Annotated in this window: 6 protein-coding genes and 1 pseudogene; 5 read left to right on the top strand and 2 right to left on the bottom strand. The window is 42.4% G+C overall.

Features of this window, described 5'->3' with window-relative positions:
- The 5 genes and pseudogenes from B3O33_RS15290 to B3O33_RS15270 all read left to right on the top strand — a co-directional run.
- Window positions 1–579 (top strand): annotated as a pseudogene (locus tag B3O33_RS15290) (glycosyl transferase family 2); the annotation flags it as partial.
- Window positions 572–1,831: a glycosyltransferase gene (locus B3O33_RS15285; protein ID WP_292361774.1), complete on the top strand. Its 1,260-nt coding sequence runs from the start codon at window positions 572–574 to the stop codon at window positions 1,829–1,831. The pseudogene B3O33_RS15290 and the gene B3O33_RS15285, both read left to right, overlap by 8 nt.
- Before the next feature lie 56 nt (window positions 1,832–1,887).
- Complete coding sequence (locus B3O33_RS15280) at window positions 1,888–2,958, top strand: WecB/TagA/CpsF family glycosyltransferase (protein WP_292361775.1); 1,071 nt, start codon at window positions 1,888–1,890, stop codon at window positions 2,956–2,958.
- Between the two features lie 62 nt (window positions 2,959–3,020).
- Window positions 3,021–4,523: a VPLPA-CTERM-specific exosortase XrtD gene (xrtD, locus tag B3O33_RS15275; RefSeq protein WP_292361776.1), complete on the top strand. Its 1,503-nt coding sequence runs from the start codon at window positions 3,021–3,023 to the stop codon at window positions 4,521–4,523.
- A 15-nt stretch (window positions 4,524–4,538) separates the two neighbouring features.
- Window positions 4,539–6,917 (top strand): tetratricopeptide repeat protein, encoded by a 2,379-nt coding sequence (locus tag B3O33_RS15270; protein ID WP_292361777.1) that lies wholly within the window; start codon window positions 4,539–4,541, stop codon window positions 6,915–6,917.
- Between the two features lie 64 nt (window positions 6,918–6,981).
- Here the strand turns inward: B3O33_RS15270 and B3O33_RS15265 are convergent, their stop codons facing one another.
- Together B3O33_RS15265 and B3O33_RS15260 are read right to left on the bottom strand one after the other, a co-directional pair.
- Window positions 6,982–7,509 carry a cytochrome b gene (locus B3O33_RS15265; RefSeq protein ID WP_292361778.1) on the bottom strand — a complete coding sequence of 176 codons (528 nt, stop codon included), beginning with the start codon at window positions 7,507–7,509 and terminating at the stop codon, window positions 6,982–6,984.
- Between the two features lie 117 nt (window positions 7,510–7,626).
- On the bottom strand, window positions 7,627–8,096 hold a 470-nt coding region (locus B3O33_RS15260; protein ID WP_292363917.1), incomplete at its 5' end, for a LysR substrate-binding domain-containing protein.

Raw genomic sequence — 8,096 nt, 5'->3', positions numbered from 1 at the left:
CAACAGAATCCTCGGATTGGGACTTGCAGCGGTAAGGCCTATTTTAGAGATAAAAAAACTGGTGAACTGATAAGCGAAAAATGTGGTGATGAAATGTCGGTCGGTATGACCAAGTTTTATCGACGTACCTGTTTTGAAGCGATTGGTGGATTTGTTCGTCAGGTAATGTGGGATGGGATTGACTGTCATAAATGTCGTCAACTTGGTTGGATTGCAGTGAGTTGGGATGAGCCGGATTTACAGTTTATTCATTTACGTCCCATGGGGTCCAGTCAGCAGGGAATTTTTACGGGCCGAATGCGCCATGGCTTTGGTCAGTATTTTATGGGGACGGGCCTGACCTACATGACAGCATCATCAATATTTCGGATGTTGCATCCTCCGTACTTACTGGGGGGCGCAGCTATGTGGTGGGGCTATGTAAAAAGTATGCTGCAGCGTAAACCACGTTTTGCGGATAAAGAACTGGTTAAATTCATTAATCAGTATCAATGGCAATGTTTGTTAAAGGGCAAAGCCAAAGCAACAGAAGACTTAAATGCCCGGCAGGCAAGGGTATGGGAAAAACAGTATGCCTGATAAGGCCGAATCTTTATTACGAATTGCCTATTTGGCTCCAGAAATACCTGCCCTCTCTGCTACGTTTGTTTATAACGAAATATTAGAGCTAGGCAAACAGGGTGCCTACGTTAAACCTTTTTCTGTTCATCGTCCAGCCCATATAGCTTCAGAAGCATCGCTTAGTGACTTGAAAGGTGATGTATTTCACTTGTACGAAACGCCTAAATGGCAGGTTTTGTTCGATAACGTGACCATGATAATTAGGCACCCTGTTGGTTATCTAAAAGCATTAGGCAGACTGTCAGGTGATGTGATTCGGCAAGGTTTGATTTCACGTTCTGCTTTAGGACTTTGTTATCGCTTTTTTTATGCGGCAACGCTGGCTAAACAATTAAAACTAGCCAGAATTCAACATTTGCATGTTCATTTTGCCCATATTCCTACCGATATTGCGATGTACGCTGTGCCGATGGTGGGGATCGAATTTAGTGTCCAGGCCCATGCGAATGATTTATTTGAAAGAGGTTGGTTACTCAAACAAAAAGTGGAACGTTCTGCTTTTTTTGCCACTATTTCAGAATTTAACCGTCGGTTTCTTGCTGATTTACAAGCTGATACCAAAAAAATACAAATTGTGAGATGTGGTGTAGACCAGAGCTGGCAGCCTCCCATTAAATCATTACTAAACAATGATATTTTTACGATTGGTACCGTTGGCCGCCTGGTTGAGAAAAAAGGTATTGATACGTTAATCAGTGCTCTTTCTGGGGTAATTAGAGATGGACGAAAGATTTGTTTAAAAATTGCTGGTAACGGTCCGCTGGAGACCGCATTAAAGCAGCAAGTAACTTCGCTTGAGCTAACCGAAGAATCCGTGCAATTTGTTGGTGCTTTGCCTCATGATCAGGTTGCAAAGTTTATTAGTGGTTTAGATGTGTTTGTATTGTCTTGCAAAAAAGATAGCAACGGTGATATGGATGGCATACCAGTTGTGTTGATGGAAGCCATGCTTTGTGAGGTGCCGGTGATTTCGACTGAGCTTTCAGGTATTCCGGAGCTTGTTTTAAATAACCTATCTGGATTAACTGTACCCCCAGAAAATGATATGGAACTATCAAAAGCGATATGTCAGCTAATGGATTCATCTGATACGCGATTACGGATTATTTCAGGTGGTAAACAAAGAGTCGAAGATGAGTTTTTATTGAATAAAAACGTCGCAAGGCTTTTAAAGTTAATTAAGTCATCAATTAATATTAGACATTCATAATGAACCCACCTGGATCAAAATCACGTTTAGCCGTTGGTCAAGATCAATATTGCCTCATGGGACTTCCTTTTGATGCTGTGTCACTAAGCGATGCTACTGACATTATTTCCAAATCCATTGACCAGCAAATCCCATGCTTTCTTTCTACTCCGAACCTTAACTTCACTGTTATGGCCCAAGATGATCCGGATTTTTATAATTCGGTGATACAAAGTGATTTGGTCGTGGCTGATGGAATGCCATTGATATGGGTTGCCAGGTTTCTTAACTTACCTATCTACGAACGTGTTGCAGGTTCAGATTTGTTTGCATTTCTGTCCAATCAGCCAAGAAAGAAAAAAATCCGGGTGTTTTTCTTTGGTGGTGAAGCCGGCATCGCAGTAAAAGCTCATCATGAATTGAACGAAAGTAGTCAAGGTATGGAAAGTTGCGGTTTTTATGATCCCGGTTTTGTCTCAATTGAAGAGATGAGTACGGAAGATATTATTAACCACATTAATGGCTGTGAGCCTGACTTTATCGTAGTAGCACTTGGTGCGAAAAAAGGACAGCGCTGGATTATGCATAATCGCAGTAGGTTGAATGCACCGGTAATCAGTCATCTGGGAGCGGTCATTAATTTTGTTGCGGGTAATGTGCAGCGTGCGCCTGATAAGTGGCAGCGTTACGGTTTCGAGTGGTTATGGCGGATTAAACAGGAACCCAAATTATACAAACGCTATCTTGGTGATGGCTTAAGGTTTATAAAAATGTTGGTGACACAAACGTTGCCCTTGGCAGTTTATTCTCGACGACTGGTTAATAAAGCAGATATTGGCAATGGCCAAGTTTTTGCTGATACGTTACCGCAACAGGATAAATTCACAGTTAGATTTAAAGGTAGCATTAATACAGGGCAGGCAATTGAGTTTGAAAATGTACTGCAATCGGCATTGTTGAGTGGTAAAGACGTTATTATTAATGGTGCAGAAATACGGTATTTATCAATGTCGGCTATTGCCAGATTATTAACATTCCAGGCCCAGCTTGAACAAAAGCAAAATGAATTGCTACTTAAAGATTTCCCTGCCAAGATCATAACTTTACTGCGTTTGAGTAGCGTTTTACAAAGATTCAAGTTAATCTGATTTGAATGTGAATTACATATACCGGATGGGGCGCAAAGTTGTTAAATATTAAGATGACAGGGATGTTTATCCTCGCACTGACACTGGCAATAATCGCCTATTGGTCAGGCCTTTCAGAAGCTGTCTCACGATGGATGATTCAAGAAGAATACAGCCATGGTTTTTTGATCCCGTTGGTTACCCTGTTCATCCTGTGGGAAAAACGCCACCTTATAAGTAGCGCAATGGGGCCACCAATGTGGTCAGGTGTTGTACTGATCTTTATCGCTTTGGGTATTTTCTTTGTAGGTGAAATCAGCGCGCTTTATTTGTTAATACAATACTCATTCATATTAGTTTTGCTTGGCCTTTCAATGATAACTGTCGGTAAAGCAACAAAATATACCTATGTTCCTATTTTGTTACTGTTGTTTGCCATTCCCTTGCCCTATGTTGTTGAAGTCTTACTCACCGCAAAATTACAGCTTTTCTCATCCTGGATAGGTGTGCAGGTCATTCGCCTGTTCCAGATACCGGTTTTTCTGGAAGGTAATATTATTGATCTGGGTGTTTACAAGCTTCAGGTCGTTGAAGCCTGCAGTGGTTTACGCTATCTGTTTCCGCTGATGAGTCTCGGCTTTATCGCGGCATATTTTTATCAAGCTGCTTTCTGGAAACGCGCCACCGTGTTTTTGATGACCATCCCCATCACAATTTTAATGAACAGTTTCCGTATTGGTGTTATCGGCGTCATGGTGGATAACTGGGGCATTTCAATGGCAGAAGGTTTTCTGCATGACTTTGAAGGCTGGATCATCTTTATGGCGTGCGCTGCCTTGCTGTTTTTGCTGGTGGTATTGCTGGAAAAAATAGCGCCAAGCCGCAAGACGTTGTCACAATTATTTGGCGTTGTCGATCACGCCCCTTCGAATAATATGTTCAGCATTAATAGTAAACCCTATTCCTATAAACCCTTTATTGTCGTCATTTTGATTTTAATTATCGCTTTGTTTTCAACAAAGTTTGTGGATAACCGGGAGGAAGAGGTGCCTGCACACGAAGGCTTTATCAGCTTTCCTTTGCAGTTTACTGATTGGATTGGCCAGCATGACAAACTTGATGAAAGAGTCATTGATCAATTGGGAATGAGTGATTACCTGTTTGTTAATTACACCGGTATTGATAGAAATGTGGTGAATCTCTATGTGGCCTATTATGAAACCCAGCGTAAAGGGGTCTCGCCACATTCGCCAAGGGTCTGTATCCCCGGAGGCGGTTGGGAGATTGCAGACTTCAGGCGAGATGAAGTAAATGGCCACCCCATAAACCGCGTTGTCATTAAAAATGGTGATCAGGAACAGCTGGTTTATTATTGGTTCCAGGGGAGGGGGCGTATCATCGCTAATGAGTATTCAAATAAGTGGTATCTTTTTAATGATGCGATTCTTGAAAACCGTACCGATGGCGCGCTTGTGAGGTATGTCACTCCAGTCTCTCCCGGAGAGACGCTGAAAGATGCCGATGCCAGAATAAAATTATTGATGGATCAGACGGGTCCGGAATTAAAAAGATATATTGCAGATTAAATCAGGATGATCGCTATGAAAACATTAAAAAAATCCATTATTGCCATGGCCTTGCTGACAGCTGTTACGGCTTGTGGCTCTGCTGAGGAGTCAGCCGAAAAGTTTATCGAGAGCGGTAAGGCGCTGATGTCTGAAGGTGAATATGATAAAGCGCGTTTAGAGTTCCGCAATGCCATTCAAATTAACCCAACCGAAGCAGAACCTTATTATCAGCTATCTTTAATAGATGAAAAGAACCAAAAATGGAAAGAGATGTATGCCAATCTGCGTGCTGCTCAATCATTAGATCCAGATAACCCCAAAATCATGCTTAAATTAGGTCAGATGGAGGTGGTTACCGGGCAAATTGAAGAAGCACTGAGCAGTGCTGAAAAAGTACTCGCCATTGAACCGGATAATATCGAAGCAATTTTATTGCGTGCGAATGCATTTATGAAGCAGCAAAACTTTGGCCAGGCGCAAAAAGATATTGATAGGGCGCTTGAAATTGATCCGAAATCGCTGGATGCACTTTCTTACCAGGTAATGATTTATAAAGAATTGCGACAGTATCCTGACGCGCTGAGTGCAGCAGAAAAAGCGTTAGCAGTTCATCCTGAAGCGATGCCAATAAAAATGATTCAGTTGGCAATTTATGATGAACAAAAAAGCTATCAGGACATGGAACGTCTGTACCGTGAGATCATGGTGGATTATCCGGAAGAGAGCTGGGTTGTATTTTCTTTAGTGAAATTACTAAGCGATGGCTTGAATCGTTATGAAGATGCCAAATCTGAATTACAGAAATTTATTGCGGCGAATGAGCAAGATACAGAAGCAAAACTGGTGTATATCAAGTTGCTCGAATCTCAAAATGCCGACGAGGCGATAAATCAACTGGATAAATTTATTCAACAAGAACCGGATAATATTGAATATCGCTTTGTACGCGTAGAAATGCTTATTCAACAAGGAAGATCATCCGAAGCAGTAGACGATTTGAAAACCATCATTCAGGCTGAGCCAAACAGTGAAGGTGGTTTCAGAGCCCAGATCAACCTGGCTTCTATTGAAGCCTCTAAAGGTAATTTTGATGAGGCTGAAACCATTGTGGATCAAGTGTTGGCAGAGTCCTCCGAAAATGAAATGGCATTGTTACTTAAAGCCAAACTTCAGTTAAGAGGCGAAAAATACGATGCGGCAATCAGTAATCTTCGAATTTTAGTCAGAAACAATCCTAATGCCGATGAGGCATTGGTGCTGCTGGCACAATCTTATGCTAATTCTGGTTCTGAACAATTGGCAGAAAGCAGTTACAGACAAGCTTTATCAGCAAACTCAAAAAATGTTCAGGCAGCGCTTGCTGTAGCACAGATGATGATTCGTGATAATGATTTGGACCGTTCAGAAACGGTACTGTTGAATGCTTTACGAGGAGATAGCAAAAATCAGGACTTGTTACAGGCGCTTGCTCAACTGAGAATGCTTAAACAGGATTGGGCAGGAACTGAAGATACGCTGAATAGTTTGGAAACGGATTCGGCCGTCAATCATTTGTTACGTGCACAGATGTATCAGGGACTGGAAGATTACACGCTGGCGATTGTAGAGTTTGAAAAGGCGCTTGAGTTAAATCCAGGTCTGAATCCAGCTTTACAAGGATTGGCCGCAACTCATATGAAAGTCGAGCAGCATGAAGCCGCAGTCACATACTTGCGCCAGCATATTAGCGATCATCCTGAACAGATTAATGGATATGCTGCTTTAGCAAGTGTCTATCGTGATACCGGAGATAATACAAAGGCTCTTGAGACCCTTGAGCAAGGTGCTTCACAACATCCCGGCTGGATTGAAAGTTATCGTTTTATCGCTGACTTTCATACGCGTGAGGGAAACAGCGAGAAAGCCATTGAAACTTTCAAACGGGGGCTTGCAGCGAATCCTGAAAACAATATTCTTTCAATGCAACTGGCTTCGAGTTATGAGTCAGCAGGTAACTTTGAACAAGCGCGTGTGCTTTATGAAGAGGTCATCGCTCGAGACCCTTCCGTTGATGTTGCTGCGAACAACTTAGCGAGTTTGTTATCAGAACAATTTGAATCACCGGAAAACCTGCAACGTGCACTCACGTTATCCAGCCGTTTCCGTGATTCAGAGCAACCGTATTTTGCGGATACCTTTGGTTGGGTGAATTACAAGCTGGGTAATTATGACGATGCCAGACCGGCTTTGGAAAAAGCAGCTTCAAGTAACAATGCTATTGCATTATTCCATTATCATCTTGGCCGTTTATATATAGCCCTGGAAATGCCGCAGCAAGCTCGTGAATCCTTTGAACAGGCACAACGCATGGCAGCTGAAGAAAGTGATAATGAGTTAACGGGCAAAATAGTTGAGCAATTAAGCCAGTTATAAATTTTAAATGTCATAAAAAAGCCTTGCAGCTTTATAAGCTGCAAGGCTTTTTTTTATGCCGCTGTTAACCAGCCATGCGTCTTAACACATCATCTTTCTGGATAAAGTGATGATATAACGCCCCGGCGATATGGGCGACAACCAGAAATACCAATAAAAAAGCAAAAGGAGAGTGCCATTCACCCAGTGCGAGTGCCCACGGTACTTCATCTGCTGGTTTGCCAATCAGTTCATAACCAAAGACTTTGACCGGGTAGCCTTTACCGTGAATGTACAATGCGCCCAGAAAAGGCATAACGAGCATTGAAAAATACATCAAACGATGCGCTATTTTGGCAATAACGCCGTCCAGGCCAGGGTTTACTGGTCGCTGTGGTTTTTGCTTTAACGTCCATAGCAATCTGGCGATAGTCAGAATTAAAATCACCGCACCCATTGAAACATGCCAGGGACCGAATGTGTCACCTAACCAGTGTTCGCCATCATTGATGCGATCTGCAAATTTGAAAAACTGTTGCAGTACTATTACCGCTATTGCCCAATGAAAAACGCGTGTTAACGTGCCATAACGTTCATGGTTGTCTTGTAACATTTCACTCTCCTTTGTTTACCAATATTTTCTTATAGGATTATTGAGTATAAATACCTTAACTTTAAGTGTTTATTAAGAGGTATGAATAAAGGGATGTTCCCGGGTCATATTTTTGACTTAAACGTCAATGAAATGTCTGTGGATCTGTTCCAGACTTGCATAAATGTGATCAATAAATGCCTGAGCCACGCGTGAAGGGTATTTACCCATAGGGTGTACCAGACACCATGAGCGGCGAATTGGAAAGTCCGGTATCGCCACGGTTTTGAGTATGCCGGTTTGTAATTCCGCCATCACACTCAGTCTTGGCAAAATCGCGACACCAAGACCGGCAATGACCGCGTGTTTAATGAGCTCATTTGAGCCCATTTCCATTAGCGGATTGAGTTGCAGGCGATGTTGCTGGCAGTGATGCTCCACAGCAAATCTTGTCCCTGAACCGTTTTCGCGTATCAACATTGGTTCCGCAAAAAACTGTTTGGCGGATATGCTCATGTTTTCTGACAACGCATGCTGTGCGGGTATAACAGCAATCAACTCGTTATTCAGAAACGGCAGTGTCGATAATGACCGACCTTCTGGCACCA

It is taken from the genome of Methylophaga sp. UBA1464, from assembly GCF_002325665.1.
In the GTDB taxonomy this organism is placed as follows: Bacteria; Pseudomonadota; Gammaproteobacteria; order Nitrosococcales; family Methylophagaceae; genus Methylophaga.
This window is presented reverse-complemented; position numbering and strand designations above follow the sequence as displayed.

Excerpts from the sequence above, each read along its gene's own strand:
- xrtD (WP_292361776.1), top strand. The coding sequence starts at position 3,021 with ATGTTTATCCTCGCACTGACACTGGCAATAATCGCCTATTGGTCAGGC.
- B3O33_RS15270 (WP_292361777.1), top strand. The coding sequence starts at position 4,539 with ATGAAAACATTAAAAAAATCCATTATTGCCATGGCCTTGCTGACAGCT.
- B3O33_RS15280 (WP_292361775.1), top strand. The coding sequence starts at position 1,888 with ATGGGACTTCCTTTTGATGCTGTGTCACTAAGCGATGCTACTGACATT.
- B3O33_RS15285 (WP_292361774.1), top strand. The coding sequence starts at position 572 with ATGCCTGATAAGGCCGAATCTTTATTACGAATTGCCTATTTGGCTCCA.
- B3O33_RS15265 (WP_292361778.1), bottom strand. The coding sequence starts at position 7,509 with ATGTTACAAGACAACCATGAACGTTATGGCACGTTAACACGCGTTTTT.